General features: G+C 56.7%; 1 protein-coding gene. It reads left to right on the top strand.

All coding sequences use genetic code 11. From position 1 onward, the window contains the following. A partial coding sequence (locus JAO32_RS19730; protein WP_334243599.1) for a putative Ig domain-containing protein occupies positions 1 to 460 on the top strand: 460 nt, incomplete at both ends.

The following is a 460-nucleotide window of genomic DNA, read 5'->3' as shown; positions in this document are numbered from 1 at the left end:
TCCACAACCAGCAACATCGTGGTTCGAGTCAATGCAGCGCCAGCCATCACGCTAACGCTATCCTCACCAACTGCAGCAACAGTTGGTACAGCGTACACCGGCACAATCGGAGTAAGTGGCGGAACAGCACCTTATTCATGCTCGCTCACCAGCGGAAGCTTGCCAGCAGGCATCACTCAGAACAACTGCACGCTGACGGGAGTAGCTTCTGCATCCGGCACCTTCGCACTTGGCATCAAGGCAACGGATTCCAGCAGCCCTGCGAACAGTGGCTCGGCAACACTATCGCTCGTAGTGAATGCTGCCGCCTCAGTCCAACTAAGCTTGTCGTCTCCAACTGCAGCAACAGTTGGTACAGCGTACACCGGCACAATCGGAGTAAGTGGCGGAACAGGACCTTACACATGCTCCCTTGCCAGCGGCACTGTTCCTGCGGGACTGACGTTGAACGGCTGCACAC

It is taken from the genome of Terriglobus sp. ADX1, assembly GCF_036877645.1.
In the GTDB taxonomy this organism is placed as follows: Bacteria; Acidobacteriota; Terriglobia; order Terriglobales; family Acidobacteriaceae; genus Terriglobus.
Note: the sequence above shows the minus strand (reverse complement) of the source record. Positions and strands in the feature narration are given on the sequence as shown.